This window comes from Micromonospora sp. NPDC048170 (assembly GCF_040652795.1).
GTDB lineage: Bacteria > Actinomycetota > Actinomycetes > Mycobacteriales > Micromonosporaceae > Micromonospora.
Genome location: NZ_JBEZMR010000017.1, coordinates 1 through 20,252 on the forward strand (window position 1 = coordinate 1; position 20,252 = coordinate 20,252).

The following is a 20,252-nucleotide window of genomic DNA, read 5'->3' on the forward strand; positions in this document are numbered from 1 at the left end:
CACGCCCGGCCAGCTTCGCCCGGGTCAGCCGTCGACCGTATGCGAAGAAGTACCAACGCAGGTAGCCGGGCAGGAAGCGACCCAGGTCGAAGTGGCGACTTCGCCGCCGACACCGGCTTCCCGGTCGACCCGCTCGCCGCCGTCGACGTCATCGCGGCGGCGCTGCGCGACGGCCGCACCCACCCGGTGGACCTGGCGCGGATGACGGCCGGCGACGGCACGAGCCGCTGGTACGCGGCGGTGCTCGCGGCCGGCTTCGACGCGATCGTCAACGAGCGCGCCAACCGGATGCGTTGGCCGAGCGGTCCGCGCCGCTACGACCTGGCGATCGTGGTGGAGTTGGCCCGGCTGCGCCCACGCCGGTACACGCTGCGGCTCGACGGGGTGGCGCACGAGGTGGACGCCGTGCTGGTGGCCGTGGGCAACACCGCCAGCTACGGCGGCGGCATGCGGATCTGCCCGGACGCGGACCCGACCGACGGCCTGCTCGACGTGGTGGTGGGCGGCCGGTTCGACCGGCGCACCCTGATGCGGGTCAAGCCACGCATCTACCGGGGCACCCACGTGGCGCATCCGCTGGTGCGCAGCTACCGTGCCCGCACGGTCGAGTTGAGCGCCGAGGGCATCACCACGTACGCCGACGGCGAGCGCGCCCTGGACCTCCCGCTGACCGTCGCCGCGGTGCCCGCCGCCCTGCGCCTCCTGCGCTGACGCGCGCGCCCGCGCGCGTCCGGGTCAGGAGCGCCGGCCGTGCCGGGCGTGATGACGGGGGTGCGGGTGCGCCTCCGCGCGGGTCAGGAGGCCGTGCGGGCGACGCGGTCGAGCCACTCGGCGAGCAGGGCGCGTTCGGCGGCGGTGAGGTCGGTGGTCAGGGTGTCGAGGGCGGCGCGCAGTGCCACCGCGTGCCGGACCGGTCGGTCGGCGCGGGAGGTGGCCCGGGCGGCGGCGGAGTCGGTGACCAGGGCGGCGAGCACGGCCTCCCGGGTCCGGGTCGACAGGGCGGGGTCGCGCTGCGGCGGCGGGGTCCGGATCAGGGTGAGGGTGACGCCGCACCCGGTGGCGTGCAGCATCTCGGTCGCCTCGTCGACGCCCGTGCGCAGCCGGCCCGCCTCGGCCACCCGGAGTACGAGCTGACGCAGGATGTCGGCCGCGACCCGGGCCGCCGTCGGGGTCTCGCCGGGGCGTGGGTCGCCGTACACGAGCGCGTGGAACGCGGGGTTGGCCACCCCGAAGCCGACGTGCAGGTCCCAGCCCCGGCGCAGGTCGTCGACGGGGTCGCCGGCGAGATCCCCGGCCGCCTGGGTGTGCAGGTACGCGGCGAACCCGTAGCTGGCCGCCGCGTCCAGCAGGCCACGCATGTCGCCGAACTGGCGGTAGATCGTCGGCGCCTGCACTCCTGCCGCCCGGCTGACCGCCCGGGTGGAGACCGCCTCCCGTCCGCCCTCGGCGAGCAGGGTGGCGGCGGCCCGGACGATGCGGTCCCGGGGCGACGTCTCGGTGATCATGGCAGCGACGATAACGCCCTCGCGTTAGCGCCGCCTGTTAACGGTGCTGTCGACGTGCCGTTAGCGCTGCTTGTCGACCCCGGCCAGGTCCAGCACGGCGCCCAGGCCGTTGGCCCGCCCCGCCTCGGCGGCCGGCAGCACCAGCACCGCGCAGCCGGCCGCGACGGCCCCCGCGTCGGCCGGGGTGTCGCCCACCATCAGCGCCCGCTCCGGGTCGACGCCGAGCATCCCGCAGGCGCGCAGGAAGATCCCCGGGTCCGGCTTGCAGCGCCCCACCTCGTACGACAGGACGAACGCGTCGACCAGTTCGGCCAGCCCCCACGCCTCGAAGTGCGGCCGGATGTCGAAGCCGATGTTGCTGACCACGGCCACCCGGACGCCCCCGTCGCGCAGCGCGGCCAGGGTCGGTGCGGTGTCCGGGTACGGCACCCAGCCCTCGGGCACGAGCAGCCGCTCGTAGAGCGCCTCGGCGAAGCCCTCGATGCCCGCGTCCACGGTCTCGGCGAGCCCGGTGTAGGCGCCCCGGTGGGCGTGCGGGTAGAGATCCCGGTCGGCCCAGAGCTCGGCCAGCCGGGGCGGTATCCGGGTCGGCGGCGGCCCGCCCGCCCGGCCCGCGGTGAGCAGGCGGTCGGCGAGCGAGGTGGCCCGCATCCGCTCCAGGCTCACCCCGCAGCCGGCCGCGGCGGCGAGCACCCACTCCCGGGGTTCCTCCACCTGGGCCAGGGTGCCGTGGAAGTCGAGCAGGACCGCCTCCACCGGCCGGCGGGACGGGCCCGGGCGGACGGCGTCGTCGGCGCCGCGCGGGACGTGGGGCGGTTCGGCATGATCCGGCACGTCGTGCACCCTACCGACCGCCTCCGACCCCACTGCCGGTTGGCCTTGTCCGGTGGCTGTCGGCGGCACGCATTAATCTTGGGGGCATGTCGAGCCCCGCCGAGCGGTACGCCGCGGCGCGCCGCCGGGCCGCGCAGGCCTCACAGTTCCCGGCGCTGGACGAGTTCGCCCTCGAGCTGGGGTTCGATCTCGACGACTTCCAGCGGGAGGCGTGCCAGGCGCTGGAACGGGGCAGCGGCGTGCTGGTGTGCGCCCCGACCGGCGCCGGCAAGACCGCGGTCGGCGAGTTCGCCGTACACCTGGCGCTGCGCGGCACACCGACGCGCGCCGCGGCCGACGATGCGGCGGCGACCGGCGACGAGGCGGCCCCGCCCCCGCGGCGCAAGTGTTTCTACACCACCCCGATCAAGGCCCTGTCGAACCAGAAGTACCACGACCTGGTCGACCGCTACGGCGCCGAGCAGGTCGGGCTGCTCACCGGCGACAACGCCATCAACGGCGACGCCCCGGTGGTGGTGATGACCACCGAGGTGCTGCGCAACATGCTCTACGCCGGCTCGGCCACCCTCGAGGGCCTGGCGTACGTGGTGATGGACGAGGTGCACTACCTCGCCGACCGGTTCCGCGGCGGGGTGTGGGAAGAGGTGATCATCCACCTGCCCGCCTCGGTCACCCTGGTCTCCCTGTCGGCCACGGTGTCCAACGCCGAGGAGTTCGCCGACTGGCTGGTCACCGTGCGCGGCGAGACGGCCGTGGTGGTCAGCGAGCACCGCCCGGTGCCGCTGTGGCAGCACATGCTGGTCGGCAAGCGGATGTTCGACCTGTTCCACGACGCCGACGCCGCCCGCAAGCACGACGTGCACCCCGAGCTGCTGCGCTACACCCGCGACACCATGCGCCGGCTGGAACTCGGCGAGGGTCGCAGCGCCGGCCCCGGCGGCGGCCGGCGTGGGCCCCGCTGGCGCGGCCCGATGCGCCCCGACATCGTCGACCGGCTCGACCGGGAGGGGCTGCTGCCGGCGATCCTGTTCATCTTCAGCCGCGCCGGCTGCGCCGCCGCCGTGCAGCAGTGCCTCGCCGCGGGCCTGCGGCTCACCTCCCCCGAGGAGCGGGCGGAGATCCGCCGCGTCGTCGAGTCGCGGGTCACCGCGATCCCCGGCGAGGACCTGACCGTCCTCGGCTACTGGGAGTGGCTCGACGGCCTCGAACGCGGCCTGGCCGCCCACCACGCCGGCATGCTGCCGGTGTTCAAGGAGGTCGTCGAGGAGCTCTTCGTCCGGGGCCTGGTCAAGGCGGTCTTCGCCACCGAGACGCTGGCCCTGGGCATCAACATGCCGGCCCGGTGCGTCGTGCTGGAGCGCCTGGTCAAGTACAACGGCGAGGCGCACGTCGACCTGACGCCGGGGGAGTACACCCAGCTCACCGGCCGGGCCGGCCGGCGCGGCATCGACGTCGAGGGGCACGCCGTCGTCGTCTGGTCCCCGGAGACCGACCCCCGGCACGTCGCGGGGCTCGCCTCCACCCGCACCTACCCGCTACGGTCCAGCTTCCGGCCGTCGTACAACATGGCGGTCAACCTGGTCGGCACGGTCGGCGCCGAGCCGGCCCGGGCGCTGCTGGAGTCCTCGTTCGCCCAGTTCCAGGCGGACCGGTCGGTGGTCGGCCTGGCCCGCCAGGTCCAGCGCAACACCGAGACCATCGAGGCGTACGGCGCGGAGGCGGCCTGCCACCACGGCGACTTCGACGAGTACTTCGCGCTGCGGGTGGCGATCGCCGACCGGGAGCGGGCCATCGCCCGGCAGGGGCAGAGCCAGCGCAAGGCCGCCGCGGTGGCCTCGCTGGAGCGGCTGCGGGTCGGCGACGTGATCCGGGTGCCGTCGGGCCGTCGGGCCGGCCTGGCCGTCGTGCTCGACCCGGCCACCGGCGGCTTCGGCGAGCCCCGGCCGCTGGTGCTCACCCAGGACCGCTGGGCGGGTCGGGTCAGCCCGGGGGACTTCAACACCCCCGCCGAGGTGCTGGCACGCATCCGGGTGCCGAAGCACTTCAACCACCGCTCGCCGGCGGCCCGGCGTGACCTGGCGGCCGAGGTCAGCGGCATCGGGCTGGACCGGCACGGCGGCCGCCGGGGCGGCCGGTCGCGGCAGACGACCGGTGAGGACCACCGGCTCAGCCAGCTCCGCACCGAGTTGCGCCGGCATGCCTGCCACGCCTGCCCGGAGCGGGAGGAACACGCCCGCTGGGCGGAGCGCCGCCGCCGCCTGGAGAAGGACACCGAGGAGCTGCGGCAGCGGGTGGCCGGCCGGACCGGCTCGCTGGCCCGCACGTTCGACCTGATCGTCGCGCTGCTCACCGCCCGGGGCTACCTCACGTCCGACGGCGCGGTGACCGATGCCGGCCGGATGCTCGGCCGGATCTGGACGGAGGCGGACCTGTTGGTCGCCGAGTGCCTCCGGCGTGGCGTGTGGGACGGGCTCTCCCCCGCCGAGCTGGCGGCGGCGGTCTCCGTGGTGGTCTTCGAGGCCCGCCGCGACGTCGACGAGCGGGCGTCGCTGCCGCGCGGCCCCGTGGCCGAGGCGGTCGACGAGACGCTCAAGCTGTGGAGCGAGATCGAGGCCGACGAGGCGGCCCGCGGCCTCGCCGTCACCCGCGAGCCCGACCTCGGCTTCGCCTGGCCGATCTACCGGTGGGCGCGGGGCGAGGCCCTGGCGAAGGTGCTCGGCAGCGGCCACGAGATCGACGGCGAGATGCCGGCCGGCGACTTCGTCCGGTGGGCCCGGCAGGTGGTCGACCTGCTCGGCCAGCTCGCCGACTCCGGCGGCGCCTCGCCGGAACTCCGGGCCACCGCCCGGCAGGCGATCGGCGCCGTGAACCGGGGCGTGCTGGCCTACCACGCCTCGGCCTGACATCACTGTCAGTAGCCGGCGAGCGAAATCGACGCATCGTAAAGTCATCACAACGGCACCCCCCGAATTGTTCGGGGGGTGCCGTTGTGCCTGGTGAAGGCATACCTGATCATTGCTGCGGCGCGCTGTTACGCGTCGGTAGTCGATCTGGGGGAAAGCCGCCATGGCGGAAATCAATCACTTTGAGTACGGGTGGATCACCCCCGCGCTCAGCTACGCGCTCTCGGTGCTGGGCTCGGCCCTGGGCCTGATCTGCGCGGGGCGGATCCGTACGGCGGGCAGCGCGGCCCAGCGCGCCTGGTGGGGAACCCTGGCGGCCTGGGCCATCGGCGGCACCGCCATCTGGACCATGCACTTCATGGCGATGCTCGGCTTCGCCGTCGAGGGCACCCGGATCCGGTACGACGTGCCGATCACCGTGGCCAGCGCGCTGATCGCGGTGATCGCGGTCGGCATCGGCCTGGCCATCGTCGGCACCGGGCGGTTCTCGGCGGTGCGACTGATCGGCGGGGGCCTGTTCACCGGCGCGGGGGTCGCCGCGATGCACTACACGGGCATGGCGGCCATGCGGCTCAACGGCCGGATCGACTACGATCCCGTCCGCGTCGTGCTGTCGGTCGTGATCGCGGTGGTGGCGGCCACGGTGGCGCTCTGGCTGGCGGTGACCGTCCGCCGGGGACTGGCGATCGTCGGCTCGGCCCTGCTGATGGGCATCGCGGTCAACGGCATGCACTTCACCGGCATGAGCGCCATGTCGGTGCATGCGCACGCCCGGCAGGGCGAGGTGGTCGGGGCCGGCGTCAGCACCCTGCTGGTGCCGATCATCCTCGCGGTGGTGTTCGGCGTCGTCGGGCTGGTCTACGCGCTGCTCGCCGCCCCCACCGCCGAGGACCGGGCCGCCGCGGCGTACTTCGACACCCTGCGGGGATCGGAGCCGGCCGAGGCGCCCCCGGTGGCGGCACCGGACCCGGTGGGGCTGCGGGCCCGGTCCACGCTCGGCCGGCCGGGCACCCCGTTCCCGTCCCGCCGGGACAACCCGCCGCGCTGAACCCCGCCCGGGCCACCGGGCACCGACTCGGCCAGCCGGGCCCACGTGCCCGCTCGGCCGTGTGCCCTGGCGGGGGAGCGGGACGCGTCGCGGGTCTGCCCGCGCTGCGGGCTAGGCCCGCTGGGCGAGGGCGTCGACCAGGCGGCGTGTCGAGCCGGCCAGGTTCCACTCGCCGGCCAGCTCCAGCAGCCGGTCGGGATCGGCCGGGGCGGTCGGCAGCGCGGTGGCCAGCTCGGGCAGCGGCACGTCGAGGGCGACCCGGACCACCTTCGGCGCGACGGCCAGGTAGTCCCGCGCGGCGACGAGCTTGGTGCGCAGCCCGGGGGCGAAGCCCGAGTCCGGCTCGTCCAGAGCGGCCAGGATGCCCGCGATGTCGCCGTACCGCTCGACCAGCCGGGCGGCCGTCTTCTCGCCCACGCCCGCCACCCCGGGCAGCCCGTCGCTGGGGTCGCCCCGCAGGGCGGCGAAGTCGGCGTACCGGTCCGCCGGCACCCCGTAGCGGGCGCGCACGGCGGTGTCGTCGCAGTCGTCCAGCTTGGCCACGCCCCGCCCGACGTAGAGCAGCCGCACCGGGCGGGCGTCGTCGACGAGCTGGAACAGGTCCCGGTCGCCGGAGACCACCTCCACCGGCGCCGGCTGGGTCACCGAGAGGGTGCCGAGCACGTCGTCGGCCTCGTAGCCGGCCGCGCCGACGTGGGTGATCCCGACGGCGTCGAGCACCTCGAGGATGAGCGGCACCTGAGGACTGAGCGTGTCGGGCACCACCTCGCCGCCCTCGGGGGCCAGCCGGTGCGCCTTGTAGGACGGCAGCAGCGCCACCCGCCAGTCGGGCCGCCAGTCGTGGTCCATCGCGCAGACCATCCGGTCGGGCCGGCGGGTGCGGATCAGGGTCGCCAGCATGTCGAGAAAGCCGCGCACCGCGTTGACGGGGCTGCCGTCGGCGGCCCGCGCCGCCGACTCGGGGATGCCGAAGTAGGCCCGGAAGTAGAGGCTGGGCGCGTCGATGAGCATGATCGGGGGTCGCTGTGCCACGCCCGACAGCCTGGCACACCCCACCGACGATCGGGGGTACGGCGCGGCCGGTCAGGGGCGTTCGTGCTCGTCGTGGTACGTCTCGCGACGCGCCACGTACTGCAGGCCGTAGCTGGCGAGCAGCAGCACGATCGCGACCGCCACCTCGAGCCAGGCCGCCGTGCCCTCGGCGACGGTCAGGCCGACGGCCAGCAGGACCAGGCCCGCCACCGCGAGGATCCCCGCCCAGAGCAGCCGGCGGCGTCGGGCCGCGGCGCGCTCAGGGTCCGTCGGTGCCACGGCGGCCGGTCCTCTCCGTACGGCGATCCGTCCGCGCCCAGCCTATCGACGCGTACGGCCGACGGTGGCGGAACCGGGCTGCGAGCCGTCCAGGACGGCGGGTAGCGAGCTGGGTCCATGCCCGAACGACCGTTAAGCTGACCGGGTGGGATCTGACGAGCTCTATCCGCCCCGGCGGCTGGCCGACGCCCAGCACGCCACCGCCGCCGCAGGCCTGGACGCACTGCTGCTCACCCCCGGCTCGGACCTGCGTTATCTGACCGGCTACGACGCGCACGAGGGGGAGCGGCTGACCTGCCTGGTGCTGCCCGCGCGGGGCGAGCCGACGCTGATCGTGCCCACCCTGGAACGGCCGGCCGCCGAGGCGTCCCCCGCGTCGGCCACCGGCGTACGCATCGTCGACCACGCCGACGGCACCGACCCGTACCCGCTGCTCGTCGCCGCGCTCGGCGGGCCGGTGGCGGCGGTCGGGCTGGCCGACCGGATGTGGGCCGAGCAGGTCCTCGCCCTGCGCACGGCGCTGCCCGACGCCGCCCAGCGGCTGGCCTCCGAGGTGCTGCGCGAGATGCGCGTCCGCAAGTCCCCGGCCGAGGTCGCGGCGCTGGCCGAGGCGGGCGCGGCGATCGACGCGGTGCACGAGCGGATGGGCCGGTGGCTGCGGCCGGGGCGCACCGAGGCGGAGGTCGCCGCCGACATCGCCGCGGCGATCCGGGCCGCCGGCCACGTCACCGTGGACTTCGTGATCGTCGCGGCCGGCCCGAACGGGGCCAGCCCGCACCACGGCACCTCCGACCGGCCGATCGGCGCCGGGGAGCCGGTGGTGGTGGACATCGGCGGGATGATGCCCTCGGGCTACCGCTCCGACTGCACCCGCACCTACGTCGCGGGCGGTCCGGCGCCGGCCGAGTTCGTCGACTACTACGCGGTGCTGCACGCCGCCCAGCGGGCGGCGGTGGCCGCGGTCCGCCCCGGGGTGACCGCCGAGGACGTCGACGCGGCGGCCCGTGAGCCGATCGCCGCCGCCGGCTTCGGCGAGGCGTTCCTGCACCGCACCGGTCACGGCATCGGCCTGGACGGCCACGAGGAGCCCTACGTCGTGGCCGGCAACGCCCGGCCGCTGGAGGCGGGGATGGCGTTCTCCGTCGAACCGGGCATCTACCTGGCGGGCCGGCACGGCGCCCGCATCGAGGACATCGTCGTCTGCACCCCGGACGGCGTGCAACGGCTCAACACCACCCCCACGGAGCTCATCGCGCTATGACTGTCGACCGGATCCTCCCCACCGACGAGGCTCACGACCTGCTCGACCTCGCCACCGAACTCGCCGACCGGGAGCTCGCGCCACGGGCCGCCGGGTTCGAGGAGCGCGCGGAGTTCCCCCGGGAGGTGCTGCGCACCCTCGGGCGGGCCGGCCTGCTCGGCCTGCCCTACGCCGAGGAGCACGGCGGCGCCGCCCAGCCCTACGAGGTCTACCTCCAGGTGCTGGAGATCCTGGCCAGCCGGTGGCTCGCGGTCGCCGAGGCGGTCAGCGTGCACACCCTGTCCTGCTACCCCCTCGCCCAGTTCGGCACGGACGAGCAGCGCAAGCTGCTGCCCGACATGGTCGGCGGCGAACTGCTCGGGGCGTACTGCCTCTCGGAGCCGCAGGGCGGGTCGGACGCCGCCGCCCTGACCACGAAGGCGGTGCGCGACGGTGACGCCTACGTGGTCGACGGCACCAAGGCGTGGATCACCCACGCCCAGGTGGCGGACTTCTACAACATCTTCTGCCGCACCGGCGGCCCCGGCCCGAAGGGCATCTCCTGCCTGCTGGCCGACCGCGCCACGCCCGGCATCGCGCCGCAGGCGGCGGAGCGGACGATGGGGTTGCGCGCCTCCCCGGTCGCGCAGATCGCCTTCGACTCGGCCCGGGTACCGGCCGAGCGGCTGATCGGCGGGGAGGGCGCGGGCTTCACCATCGCCATGTCCGCCCTCGACTCGGGGCGCCTCGGCATCGCCGCCTGCGCGATCGGGCTGGCCCAGGCGGCGCTGGACTACGCGGTCGGCTACGCCCGGGAGCGGCAGCAGTTCGGCAGGGCGATCATCGACTTCCAGGGTTTGGGCTTCACGCTCGCCGACCTGGCCACCCAGATCTCCGCGGCCCGGGCGTTGACGCTGGCCGCGGCACGGCTGCGTGACGCCGGCCGGCCGTACTCGATCGAGGCGGCGAAGGCGAAGCTCTTCGCGACCGACACGGCGATGCGGGTGACGACCGACGCGGTGCAGGTCCTCGGCGGGGCCGGCTACGTGGCCGACCACCCGGTGGAGCGGTACATGCGCGAGGCCAAGGTGCTCCAGATCGTCGAGGGCACCAACCAGATCCAGCGACTGGTCATCTCGCGGGCTCTGGCGAAGGGCTGACGGTCGGCGGCCTGTCGACGCGGCATGTGTGCCGTGTCGCGCCGACGGGCCGCGTCGTCGCCGGGAAGCGGTTTTCCCGGTAGGTTGCACGCCGTGGAGGAGATCGACCGCGCCATCATCGCCGCGCTGACCGCTGACGGTCGGCTGTCGTACACGGATCTGGCGGAGAAGGTGGGCCTGTCGGTCTCCGCCGTGCACCAGCGGGTGCGTCGCCTGGAGCAGCGCGGCGTGATCAAGGGGTACGCCGCCCGGGTCTCCTTCGAGGCCCTCGACCTGCCGCTGACCGCGTTCGTGGCGATCCGGCCGTTCGACCCGTCGCAGCCCGACGACGCGCCGGAGCGGCTGGCCCACCTGCCGGAGATCGACTCGTGCTACTCGGTGGCGGGGGAGGACTTCTACCTCTTGCTGGTGCGGGTGGCCAGCCCGGCAGACCTGGAGCGGCTGCTCCAGGAGATCCGTACGGCGGCGAACGTGACCACCCGCACGACGGTGGTGCTGTCGACGCCGTACGAGACCCGGCCACCGAAGATCAGTGCCGAGCCCCAGCTTCGGGCGCGTGCCCGGGCGTCGGGGGAACCGGCTGGTTCCACCGGAGGATGACCCGCCGAGTGTGCTCGTGGCCGAGCACGCTGAGTGTGGCGGTGTCCAGCCGCAGCAGCCCGCCGGCGGACGGCGGCAGGCCGACCCAGCGGGCGCCGAGCACGCGCAGGCTGTGGGCGTGCCCGACGAGGGCGACGGTGCCCCGGTCGAGCAGCGGGTGGACTCGGGCGAGCACCCGGTCGAGACGCTCCCCGACCTGGTTCGGGGACTCCCCGCCGGGGCAGCCGTCGGCCCAGATGGACCAGTTCGGACGGTCGTCGCGGATGTCGGCGGTGGTGCGCCCCTCGTACTCGCCGTAGTTCCATTCGGCGAGGTCGTCGACCGTGCCGGTGACCGTGAGGCCGGCGAGCCGCGCGGTGCGCAGGGCCCGGGCGCGGGGACTGGTCAGGACGGCGGCGAGGCGCCGGCCGGCGAGGAACCGGCCGAGGGCGCGGGCCTGTCGCTCGCCGTCGGGGGTGAGCGGGAGGTCGGTGTACGAGGTGTGCCGGCGGCTCGCGCTCCAGGTGGTCTCGCCGTGCCGGATCAGCAGGATCTCTCCCATTCGTCCAGTCAATCAGACCCCGCCCACCACCGTTCCCCTAGTGTCCTAGGATGCCCTAGCGGGTGTGCGGCCCACCACGACAAGCACGACCACGTTTCCGACGACCCACGAGGGGCACCCGATCAGCCGAGGGGCGGGGGAGTCCCGGCCCGGTGCGGAGGAGGCGACATGAGCTTCACCGACAAGGCGAAGAACAAGGCCGAGCAGATTGCCGGCGCCGCGAAGGAGCGGATCGGCGACGTCACCGACAACGAGCGGATGCGTGGCGAGGGCGCGACGCAGCAGACCGAAGCGCGGGCCCGGCAGGCCGGCGAGCACGTCAAGGACGCCGGCCGCAACGCGAAGGACACCTTCACGAGGTGACCCGTGGATCACGGTGGCGGCCCCCGGCACACGCCGGAGGCCGCCACGTCCTCGGCGGCGTCAGGTCGGCGGTCGCCGGGAACGGATCTCGGCCCGCGACTCTTCGGAGCCGTGTCGGCGAGCGGCGTCTTCCGGCCGGCCAGGGGGGCGGACAGGCGTCACCCCCGGGCCGGCGGGCGGCTCCGGGGGTGACGGGCGTCGGTGGGTCAGTCCTCGATGCGGTGGTCGGCCCACCACTTCTGCCCGGTCTCGGGCAGGGTGTCGATCGGGTCGTAGTAGGCGTGACGCTTGTTGAGCGCCTCGGCGTCGGCCGACTCGATGGAGGTGCGGTAGTTCTTCGTCCAGTACGAGATGCCGCGTTCGCGGTCGTACTCGGTGAGCATGTGCACCCAGCGCTTGCCGACGAAGGGGACGTCGCAGACGATGCGCGGGGTGGCGTAGCCGGGCAGGTAGCCCATGATGTCGTGCTGGAGCTGCTGGGCGTGCCAGACCGGGACCCGCCAGTGCTCGGCGTTGGGGATCATGTCGCACATGTAGAAGTAGTACGGCAGGATGCCCGCCTCGCCCTGGAGGGCGAAGCAGAGGTCGAGCAGGTCGGGGGCGGTGGCGTTGACGCCGCGCATGAGCACGCCCTGGTTGCGTACGTCGCGGACGCCGACGTCGAGGGCGGTCTGGGCGGCCCTGGCGACCAGCGGGGTGAGCGACTGGGCGTGGTTGACGTGGGTGTGGATAGCGAGGTTGACGCCGCGGCGGGCGGCGGTGCGGGCGACCCGTTCGAGGCCCTCGACGACGTCGGGCTGGAGCCAGTGCTGGGGCAGGCCCATGAGGGCCTTGGTGGCGAGCCGGATGTCGCGGATGGTCTCGATCTCCAGCAGCCGCATCAGGTAGGACTCGAGGTTCTTCCACGGGACGTTGGCCACGTCGCCGCCGGAGACGACGACGTCACGGACGCCGGGGTGGGCCTTGAGGTAGCCGATGTGGGCGTCGTAGCGGTCGACGGGCTTGAGGGTCAGCTTGAGCTTGTCGACCGCGGGGGTGGAGTTGCCGACGAGGTCCATGCGGGTGCAGTGCCCGCAGTACTGCGGGCAGGTGGAGAGCAGCTCGGCGAGGACCTTGGTGGGGTATCGGTGGGTAAGGCCTTCGGCGACCCACATATCGTGTTCGTGCAGCGAGTCGCGGCTGGCGTACGGGTGGGAGGGCCAGTCGGTGCGCCGGTCGGAGGCGACGGGGATCATGTAGCGCCGGATGGGGTCGGCGAGGAACGCCTCGGTGCTCATCGGCGCGAACGGGACCATGGTGTTGAGCATCTGCGGCGGCACCAGCATCGACATGGTGGCCAGGGCCTTCTGGTCGGCCTCCAGGTCGGCGTAGAAGGTCTCGTCGACCTCGTCGCCGAGGACGGTGCGCAGCTGCTTGATGTTCTTGACGCAGTTGACGCGCTGCCACTGGGCGTTCTCCCACTGGTCGCGGGTGATGTGGCGCCAGCCGGGGAAGCGGGTCCAGTCGGGTTCGACGAGGGGCGCGCGGCGGTATTCGTAGGGCTGTCCGACAGTGGGGACCGCGGCCGGCGCGGGGTGGGGCGCAGGCATGGTCTCCACCGGTTGGGTCTGGGTCACGGCCCCTCCTCGAAGTGGTGTGATTGGTCAGCGGCCCCGAAGGCTACTGGAAAATATCCGGTGTAGAAATTAGTCTGCCGTAAGTTTTCCCGCTACGCGAGCCCAGGTCGGGGCTTCGAGCGGCATGACAGGGGGAGGTCGGCGTGACGTCACCGGTGGGTCTGCACCGCGTTGTCGAACCGGCGGGGGTGCTGCCGCAGGCGGCGTGGCGGCTGGACGCGAGTCCGGGCATCGCGGCGAACGAGGTGCGGATCCGGGTGGAGCGGTTGAACCTGGACGCGGCGAGCTTCCGGCAGTTGTGGGAGAAGCACGGCGGGGACGGCGACGCGGTGCGCGCCGAGGTGCTGGAGATCGTGTCGACCCGGGGGAAGATGCAGAACCCGGTGACCGGGTCGGGCGGGATGCTGATCGGCACGGTGGAGGAGGCGGGGCGGCGTTCGCCGCTGGGGCTGAAGGCGGGGGAGCGGGTGGCGACCCTGGTGTCGCTGACGTTGACGCCGCTGACGATCCTCGACGGGTTGGCCCGGTGGGACGGGCGCAGCGAGCAGGTGCCGTGTGACGGGTACGCGATCCTGTTCGCGCGGTCGATCGCGGCGGTGCTGCCGGCTGATCTCGATCCGCAGCTGTCGCTGGCGGTGCTCGACGTGTGTGGTGCGCCGGCGCTGACGGCGCGGGTGGTGTCGCGGTACGTGGCGGAGCGGGAGCGGGCGGGGGATCCGACGCCGGTGCGGGTGGCGGTGATCGGTGGCGCGGGCAAGAGCGGGTCGCTGTCGTTGGCGGCGGCGCGGCGGGCGGGTGCCGCCCGTACGGTCGGGGTGGTGCCGGTGGTCGCGGAGCGTGACGGGTTGGCGGCGGTGGGTCTGGCGGACGCGGTGGCGTTGGCCGACGCGCGGGATCCGGTGGCGTTGTCGACGGCGGTGACGACGGCGTTGGGTGCGCCGGCGGACGTGACGGTGGTCTGCGTGGACGTGCCGGGGTGTGAGCACGGTGCGGTGCTGGCGACGGCGGACGGCGGCACGGTGATCTTCTTTTCGATGGCGACGAGTTTCGCGGCGGCGGCGTTGGGGGCGGAGGGTCTGGCGGCGGACGTGACGATGCTGGTGGGCAACGGGTACGTGCCGGGGCATGCGGAGTTCGCGTTGGGTCTGCTGCGGTCGGAGTCGGGGGTGCGGGCGTTGTTCGAGGCGCGACTGGCGGCAGACTGATGGTCATGACGAACCCCTCGACTCTGTACCGCGGCGGGACGCTGCACTGCCCGGCCGATCCGAGCGCGACGGCGCTGCTGGTGACCGACGGCAGGATCTCCTGGCTGGGGGTGGACGCGGACGCGCCGGCTGCCGAGCGGGTGGTGGATCTGGACGGGGCGTTGGTGACGCCGGCGTTCGTCGACTCGCACGTGCACGCCACCGACACGGGGTTGGCGTTGTCGGGGCTGGATCTGTCGGCGGTGCGGTCGGCGGCGGAGCTGTTGGGCGCGGTGGCGGGGTTCGTGGCGGGGTTGCCGTCGGACGCGGTGGTGCTGGGGCACGGCTGGGACGAGTCGAGCTGGGCGGTGCCGGAGTTGCCGGACGCGGCGGCGCTGGATCGGGCGGCCGGGGGGCGGCGGCTGTATCTGTCGCAGGCGTCGATCCATTCGGCGTTGGTGTCGTCGGCGTTGCTGGCGGCGTGTCCTGGTGTGGTGTCGGCGGTGGGGTATGACGCGTCGGGGTGGTTGCGGCGTGACGCGCACCATGTGGTGCGGGCGGCGGCGTTCGGGTCGGTGACGCGGGCGCAGCGGGTGGCGGCGCAGCGGGTGGCGTTGGCGCGGGCGGCGTCGCTGGGTGTCGCGGCGGTGCACGAGTGTGGTGGTCCGGAGATCTCGGACGAGGAGGATTTCACGGGTCTGCTGGCGTTGTCGGGGGACGGCGTGGCGGAGGTGTACGGGTACTGGGGTGAGTTGTTGGGTGCGGCGCGGGCGCGGGATCTGGGGGCGGTGGGGGCGGGTGGTGACCTGTTCGCCGATGGGGCGTTGGGGTCGCGTACGGCGCACGTGTCGCGGGAGTACCTGGATGGGGACGGGGGTTGTGGGCACGGGTACGTCAGTGCGGAGCAGGTGCGTGAGCATCTGTTGGACTGCGCGGCGTACGGCATGCAGGGCGGGTTCCATGCGATCGGTGACGCGGCGATCTCGACGGTGTTGGCGGGTTTCGCGGGGGCGGCGGAGAAGTTGGGTACGGATCGGGTGCGGGCGGCGCGGCATCGGATCGAGCACGCGGAGATCATGAACAAGCGGTTGATCGCCGGGTTCGTGGAGTTCGGGATCGTGGCGAGCATGCAGCCGGCGTTCGACCGGTTGTGGGGTGGGGCGGGCCGGATGTACGAGTCGCGGTTGGGGCTGGAGCGGTCGTTGGAGTCGAACCCGATGGGTGCGATGCACGGGGTCGGGGTGGCGTTGGCGTTCGGGTCGGATTCGCCGGTGACGCCGTTGGATCCGTGGGGTTCGGTGCGGGCGGCGGTGTGGCATCACAGTCCGACGCAGCGGATGAGTGTGCGGGCGGCGTTCGCGGCGCACACCCGGGGCGGGTGGCGGGCGGTGCATCTGGACAACGAGGGTGTGTTGGCGTTGGGGGCGCCGGCGACGTTCGCGGTGTGGTCGACGCCGGCGGGGGTGGATCGGGGGTTGCCGGTGTTGTTGGCGGAGGATCCGGAGGCGCGTGGCCCGGAGGATCCGACGCCGCTGCCGGTGTGTCGGCGCACGGTGCTGCGCGGTGACGTGATCTTCGAGGAAGGGTCTTCGTGAGCGGGCGAACCATGGTTGCAGCGCGGGTCGGCGTCGTTGCCGGACAGGGTGAGGTGACGGTGTGATGGGCAAGCTTGATCTGGATCCGCGGTTGGTGGCGCGGGCGCGGGAGTTGGCGCGCCGTGCCGGGCAGCCGGTGGTGGATCTGGCGCGTAGCCACACGACGGTGTCGGTGGAGCGGGCGGTGCTGCGGCTGGCCGGGGTGACCGGTGCGGACCCGGATGGTATTCCGTGGGTGAACCGGCTGGTGGATGCGGTGGTCGCGGATGTGGGGTTGGGGCACGGGGTGGCGGTGCCGGTGTTCGACGCCATGGTCCGGGAGCAGATCGCCGATGTGACGTTGTTGGCGCAGAAGGCGGCGGCCGGGTCGGTGCGGTTCGAGGTGCCGTCGGGTAGGGCGGCGACTGTGGCGCGTAGGGCTGCCCGCAGGGCGGTCGGCGCGGGGGTTCGGTCGATTGATCGGCGGCGTGCGGAGCGGGATCGTCTCGTCAGGCGGTTCGGGGATCCGAAGCAGCGGCCGTGGATCTATCTGATCGTGGCGACGGGTGACATCTACGAGGACATTCCGCAGGCGCAGGCGGCGGCGCGGGCGGGTGCGGACGTCATTGCGGTGATTCGTTCGACGGGGCAGTCGTTGTTGGACTACGTGCCGGAGGGGGCGACGCGGGAGGGGTTCGCGGGCACGTATGCGACGCAGGAGAACTTCCGGTTGATGCGGGCGGCGTTGGATCAGTCGTCGAAGGAGTTGGGCCGGTACGTGCGGCTGACGAACTACGCGTCGGGTCTGTGCATGCCGGAGATGGCGACGTTGGCCGGGCTGGAGCGCCTGGACATGATGTTGAACGATTCGATGTACGGGATTCTGTTCCGGGACATCAATCCGGTTCGTACGTTCGTGGACCAGCGGTTCTCGCGTCAGGTGCACGCGCGGGCGGGGATCGTCATCAACACCGGTGAGGACAACTATCTGACCACTGCGGACGCGGTGGAGGAGGCGCACACGGTGACGGTGTCGCAGCTGCTGAACGAGTTCTTCGCGCACGAGGCGGGGTTGGCGGACTGGCAGTTGGGTCTGGGGCACGCGTTCGAGATCAATCCTGATGTGCCGGAGTCGTTCCGGTTGGAGTTGGCGCACGCGTTGTTGGCGCGGGAGTTGTTCCCGGATGCGCCGTTGAAGTGGATGCCGCCGACGAAGCACATGACGGGGGACGTGTTCCGGGGGAATCTGCTGGACGGGTTCTTCAATCTGGTGGGGACGATGACCGGTCAGGGGATCCTGCTGGTGGGGATGATGACCGAGGCGGTGGTGACGCCGTGGTTGTCGGATCGGGACATCGCGTTGCAGAACGTGCGGTACGTGCTGGGTGCGGCCGGTGGGTTGCATGAGGATTTCGTGCCGGCGCCGGGTGGGTTCATCCAGCAGCGGGCGAACCGGGTGCTGTCGGAGGCGGTGGACCTGTTGGAGCGGATCGGGGATCAGTCGTTGTTGTCGGCGATCGCCGAGGGCACGTTCGGGATCATGAAGCGGCCGGCGGACCGGGGTAAGGGTCTGGCGGGGGTGGCCGCGCACGAGGTCGACTACTTCAATCCGGCCACGGAGATTCTGGAGGCGCCGGTGGCCGTGGGTGGGGAGGTGGCGCGGGCGTGAGCGCCGTGGAGGCCGGCGTGGGTGCCGGGAAGAAGATCGTTCGGCCGTACGGGGACACGACCGGTGACGGCATGGTGCAGGTGTCGTTCACGTTGCCGGTGCCGCACGACAAGCGGGCCGAGGGTGCGGCGGTGCAGTTGGCGAACAAGATGGGCATCGACCCGGCGATGTTGGTGCACGCGAAGCCGATGGGCGACGGGTTCACGTTCTTCGTGGTGTACGGGCGGGTGAACCATCTGGTGGACGTGTCGGCGGTGCAGGTGGTGGAGCGGGACTTTCCGTTGTTGTCGGCCAAGGACGTCAACGCGGTGGTGAAGCGGCGTCTGCGGCGCAAGTTGTCGGTGGTGGGGGCGTGTATCGGCACGGACGCGCACACGGTGGGCATCGACGCGATTCTCAACGTCAAGGGCATCGCGGGGGAGAAGGGCCTGGAGTACTACCGGGAGTTGAAGGTGACGAACCTGGGTGCGCAGGTGAGTGTGCCGGAGTTGGTGGAGGCGGCTCGGGTGGAGCGGGCCGACGCGGTGCTGGTGTCGCAGGTGGTGACGCAGCGTGATGCTCATTTGCACAACACGCGGGAGATGTCGGCGGCGTTCCGGGAGGCGATGCCGGCGGGGCGGCGGCCGTTGCTGATCGTGGGTGGGCCGAGGTTCGACGAGAAGATGGCCGGCGAGTTGGGTGTGGATCGGATCTTCGGCCGGGGGACGACTCCGGGCGAGGTGGCGAGTTTCCTGGTGCACGCGTTGATCACGGAGAAGAAGGCGAAGGCATGAGTGATTCCCGGGTGGGTCTGACCGTTGTGCACCGGCGTTATGTGCCGTATTCGCATGCCCACTACGCGGGCAACCTGGTGGACGGGGCGTACGCGTTGGGGTTGTTCGGGGATGTGGCCACGGAGGTGTGTATCCGTACTGACGGTGACGAGGGGCTGTTCGCGTCGTATTCGGATGTGCAGTTCCGTGGGGCCATGCGGGCGGGGGACGTGTTGGAGGTGACGGCGACGGTGACCCGGGTGGGCACCCGTAGCCGCACGATCGACTTCGTGGCGCGGGTGGTGTGTCGGGGGCGCCCGGATCGGGGTGGGTCGGCGGCGGAGGTGCTCGACGAGCCGGTGGTGGCGGTCACGGCGACCGGCACGGTGGTCGTGCCGCCGGTGGCGTGAGGTACGCGGTCTGCGCCGACGTGGGGTCCACGTACACGAAGGTGGCGGTGGTGGACCTTGACGGCGGCGCGTTGGTGGCGGCGGCGTCTTCGCCGACGACGGTGGGTACGGACGTGTTGCACGGCCTGGACGCCGCGGTGGGCACGGCCGCGGCCTCCGCTGGTGTGTCGGCGGGTGGCGTGCCGTGGTACGTGTGTTCGTCGGCCGGTGGTGGGTTGCGGCTGGCGGTGGTGGGCTACGAGCAGTTGGTGACGGCGCAGGCCGGCCGGCGGGTGGGCCTGTCGGCGGGTGCGAACGTGGTGCACGTGGCGGCGGGGCGGCTCGGTGCGGCGGGGCTGGCCGGGATCCGGGCGGCCCGCCCGGATGTGGTGCTGCTGGTGGGCGGCACCGACGGTGGTGACGCCGAGACGTTGACGCACAACGCGACACGGCTGGCGCGGGCCCGCTGGCGGGTGCCGGTGGTGCTGGCCGGCAACGTCGACGTCCGCGACGACCTGCGTGCCGTGCTGGCGGCGGCGGGAGTGCCGGTGACGGTCGCGGAGAACGTGCTGCCGCGGATCGGGGTCCTGGCGCCGGCGTCGGCGCGGGCGGCGATCCGGGAGGTGTTCCTGCGGCACGTGATCGGTGGGAAGCGGTTGTCGCGGGGGTCGCGGTTCGCGCGGCTGGTGCGGGCGGCCACTCCCGACGCGGTGCTGACGGGCGTGGAGGTGCTGGCCGACGCCCTGGGTGGTGATCTGGTGGTGGTGGACGTGGGTGGCGCCACCACGGACGTGTATTCGGTGTTGACGCCGGACGAGCGGGCCACCGGGCCGGGGCGGGAGGTGGCGGGGTCGTTGTGGCGGGCCCGCACCGTCGAGGGGGACCTGGGCATGCGGTGGAGTGCGCCGGGGGTGGTGCGGGCGGCCGTCGAGGAGCGGCTGCTGGGCGATGCGGAGCATGACGACCTGGCGGCGGGGGCGGCGGTACGGGCCGGCGAGCCGGGGTTCCTGCCCGCCGGGGAGGTCGACCGGGCGGTGGACGCGCGGATCGCGGCTCTGGCGGCGACGGTGGCGTTGCGGCGGCACGCCCGTGGGGCGGCCACCGGTGAGCGGGCTGGTCGGGATCTGCGGGACGTGCGGCTGCTGGTGGGTTCCGGTGGGGTGCTGCGCCATGCCGCGCCTGTCGACGCGGCGGGGGTGCTGGGTGCGGTGTTGACCGACCACGCGGGTGGGTGGCCGCTGCCGCGTGCGGCGCGACCTGTCGTCGACACCGACTACGTGTTGGCCGCCGGTGGGTTGTTGGCCGCCGAGCATCCGGAGGCGGCGGGGCTGTTGCTGCGTCGACACCTGGCCACGGATTGAGACTCGCCGACGCGACACGCCGTGGTACATCACACGACAGGCCCGGGTGGGTTGACAGCGGCGGGGGTCCACGCCGTACCGTCTTTGAGTCCTACTACGGGAAGCGGCTGTTGTTCGCTTCGTCCCTTCGTCCGCTGGCCGAGCGACATTTGAGCAGTGCGTTGCGGCGGCCAGGTCCAGCGGGCGGGGGTCGGCGGGGCGG

At 73.0% G+C, this 20,252-nt stretch carries 18 protein-coding genes and 1 pseudogene; 13 read left to right on the forward strand and 6 right to left on the reverse strand.

All coding sequences use genetic code 11. The features are described 5' to 3' along the window. Positions 1-96 precede the first annotated feature (96 nt). Positions 97-711: pseudogene (locus AB0D32_RS20660) on the forward strand (sphingosine kinase); the annotation flags it as partial. An 83-nt stretch (positions 712-794) separates the two neighbouring features. On the opposite strand, the gene AB0D32_RS20665 reads toward AB0D32_RS20660, so the two are convergent. Further along, the gene (locus AB0D32_RS20665; protein ID WP_357092329.1) at positions 795-1,505 is read right to left on the reverse strand and encodes a helix-turn-helix domain-containing protein; all 711 of its coding nucleotides are present in this window, start codon (positions 1,503-1,505) and stop codon (positions 795-797) included. 60 nt (positions 1,506-1,565) lie between these two features. Beyond that, positions 1,566-2,261 carry an HAD-IA family hydrolase gene (locus AB0D32_RS20670; RefSeq protein WP_357092677.1) on the reverse strand — a complete coding sequence of 232 codons (696 nt, stop codon included), beginning with the start codon at positions 2,259-2,261 and terminating at the stop codon, positions 1,566-1,568. Between the two features lie 164 nt (positions 2,262-2,425). On the opposite strand from AB0D32_RS20670, the gene AB0D32_RS20675 reads away from it, so the two are divergent. Next, the gene (locus tag AB0D32_RS20675) at positions 2,426-5,242 is read left to right on the forward strand and encodes a DEAD/DEAH box helicase (protein ID WP_357092333.1); all 2,817 of its coding nucleotides are present in this window, start codon (positions 2,426-2,428) and stop codon (positions 5,240-5,242) included. 163 nt (positions 5,243-5,405) lie between these two features. Then, positions 5,406-6,290, forward strand: coding sequence for an MHYT domain-containing protein (locus AB0D32_RS20680; protein ID WP_357092336.1), 885 nt, complete (start codon positions 5,406-5,408; stop codon positions 6,288-6,290). A 111-nt stretch (positions 6,291-6,401) separates the two neighbouring features. On the opposite strand, the gene AB0D32_RS20685 is transcribed toward AB0D32_RS20680, so the two are convergent. Both AB0D32_RS20685 and AB0D32_RS20690 read right to left on the reverse strand, forming a co-directional pair. Beyond that, positions 6,402-7,301, reverse strand: a complete 900-nt coding sequence (locus tag AB0D32_RS20685; RefSeq protein WP_357092680.1) for a 5'-3' exonuclease — start codon at positions 7,299-7,301, stop codon at positions 6,402-6,404. Positions 7,302-7,373: 72 nt separating this feature from the next. Continuing rightward, positions 7,374-7,601 carry a hypothetical protein gene (locus AB0D32_RS20690; protein ID WP_357092339.1) on the reverse strand — a complete coding sequence of 76 codons (228 nt, stop codon included), beginning with the start codon at positions 7,599-7,601 and terminating at the stop codon, positions 7,374-7,376. A 145-nt stretch (positions 7,602-7,746) separates the two neighbouring features. Between AB0D32_RS20690 and AB0D32_RS20695 the strand changes: the two genes are divergently transcribed. The 3 genes from AB0D32_RS20695 (at position 7,747) to AB0D32_RS20705 (ending at position 10,601) form a co-directional block, all read left to right on the forward strand. Next, positions 7,747-8,862, forward strand: coding sequence for a Xaa-Pro peptidase family protein (locus AB0D32_RS20695; RefSeq protein WP_357092342.1), 1,116 nt, complete (start codon positions 7,747-7,749; stop codon positions 8,860-8,862). Then, positions 8,859-10,001 (forward strand): acyl-CoA dehydrogenase family protein, encoded by a 1,143-nt coding sequence (locus tag AB0D32_RS20700; protein ID WP_357092345.1) that lies wholly within the window; start codon positions 8,859-8,861, stop codon positions 9,999-10,001. Before AB0D32_RS20695 ends, AB0D32_RS20700 begins: the two co-directional genes overlap by 4 nt. 93 nt (positions 10,002-10,094) lie before the next feature. Continuing rightward, complete coding sequence (locus tag AB0D32_RS20705) at positions 10,095-10,601, forward strand: Lrp/AsnC family transcriptional regulator (RefSeq protein ID WP_357092347.1); 507 nt, start codon at positions 10,095-10,097, stop codon at positions 10,599-10,601. Here the strand turns inward: AB0D32_RS20705 and AB0D32_RS20710 are convergent. Next, on the reverse strand, positions 10,531-11,142 hold the full coding sequence (locus AB0D32_RS20710) for a histidine phosphatase family protein (protein ID WP_357092350.1): 612 nt from the start codon (positions 11,140-11,142) through the stop codon (positions 10,531-10,533). The two genes, AB0D32_RS20705 and AB0D32_RS20710, sit on opposite strands and share 71 nt — an antisense overlap. A 168-nt stretch (positions 11,143-11,310) precedes the next feature. Here AB0D32_RS20710 and AB0D32_RS20715 point away from each other — a divergent pair, with 168 nt between their 5' ends. Further along, positions 11,311-11,505, forward strand: coding sequence for a CsbD family protein (locus AB0D32_RS20715; RefSeq protein WP_357092353.1), 195 nt, complete (start codon positions 11,311-11,313; stop codon positions 11,503-11,505). 206 nt (positions 11,506-11,711) lie between these two features. On the opposite strand, the gene AB0D32_RS20720 is transcribed toward AB0D32_RS20715, so the two are convergent. Then, the gene (locus tag AB0D32_RS20720; protein WP_357092356.1) at positions 11,712-13,121 is read right to left on the reverse strand and encodes a lysine 2,3-aminomutase; all 1,410 of its coding nucleotides are present in this window, start codon (positions 13,119-13,121) and stop codon (positions 11,712-11,714) included. Positions 13,122-13,276: 155 nt separating this feature from the next. On the opposite strand from AB0D32_RS20720, the gene AB0D32_RS20725 reads away from it, so the two are divergent. From AB0D32_RS20725 to AB0D32_RS20750, 6 genes are all read left to right on the forward strand, one after another. Further along, positions 13,277-14,326, forward strand: coding sequence for a zinc-binding alcohol dehydrogenase (locus tag AB0D32_RS20725; protein WP_357092683.1), 1,050 nt, complete (start codon positions 13,277-13,279; stop codon positions 14,324-14,326). A 5-nt stretch (positions 14,327-14,331) separates the two neighbouring features. Then, complete coding sequence (locus AB0D32_RS20730) at positions 14,332-15,900, forward strand: amidohydrolase (protein WP_357092359.1); 1,569 nt, start codon at positions 14,332-14,334, stop codon at positions 15,898-15,900. A 61-nt stretch (positions 15,901-15,961) separates the two neighbouring features. Then, positions 15,962-17,548 carry a lysine 5,6-aminomutase subunit alpha gene (locus AB0D32_RS20735; protein WP_357092362.1) on the forward strand — a complete coding sequence of 529 codons (1,587 nt, stop codon included), beginning with the start codon at positions 15,962-15,964 and terminating at the stop codon, positions 17,546-17,548. After that, on the forward strand, positions 17,545-18,321 hold the full coding sequence (locus AB0D32_RS20740; protein WP_357092365.1) for an OAM dimerization domain-containing protein: 777 nt from the start codon (positions 17,545-17,547) through the stop codon (positions 18,319-18,321). Before AB0D32_RS20735 ends, AB0D32_RS20740 begins: the two co-directional genes overlap by 4 nt. Continuing rightward, positions 18,318-18,710 (forward strand): hotdog domain-containing protein, encoded by a 393-nt coding sequence (locus AB0D32_RS20745; RefSeq protein ID WP_357092368.1) that lies wholly within the window; start codon positions 18,318-18,320, stop codon positions 18,708-18,710. The genes AB0D32_RS20740 and AB0D32_RS20745 overlap by 4 nt, the downstream gene beginning before the upstream one ends. Further along, the gene (locus AB0D32_RS20750; protein ID WP_357092371.1) at positions 18,707-20,050 is read left to right on the forward strand and encodes a glutamate mutase L; all 1,344 of its coding nucleotides are present in this window, start codon (positions 18,707-18,709) and stop codon (positions 20,048-20,050) included. Before AB0D32_RS20745 ends, AB0D32_RS20750 begins: the two co-directional genes overlap by 4 nt. Positions 20,051-20,252: the final 202 nt, after the last annotated feature.